General features: G+C 57.1%; 1 protein-coding gene. It reads right to left on the reverse strand.

Annotated elements, in window-relative coordinates; all coding sequences use genetic code 11:
- Positions 1-231, reverse strand: a 231-nt coding sequence (locus tag AC1RPU_RS08560) for a hypothetical protein (RefSeq protein ID WP_481769744.1), incomplete at both ends; no start/stop codon positions are given.

A 231-nucleotide genomic window follows, 5' to 3' on the forward strand; every position in this document is an offset into this window, starting at 1 on the left:
TTTCTAAGTGTTTTTTCGTGATCAGCACGCGCCTGATCAGGATTCCTCACCAATTCCGTAGAATCCGGGCCCCATTCAAGTTCTTCATCGGCGTCTGCGTCGGCATCGAGCCCATCATCGGCGTCTGCATCTACTATTTCGAAGTCCCCGTCCGCGTCTTCTTCGTCGGACCCGCGCACGCGCACATGGTTGTATCCGCGCTCCGCGATCTCCGCGTTGTAGTTGAGGGCC

It is taken from the genome of Dellaglioa sp. CoH-55-MRSF-7 (genome assembly GCF_056782235.1).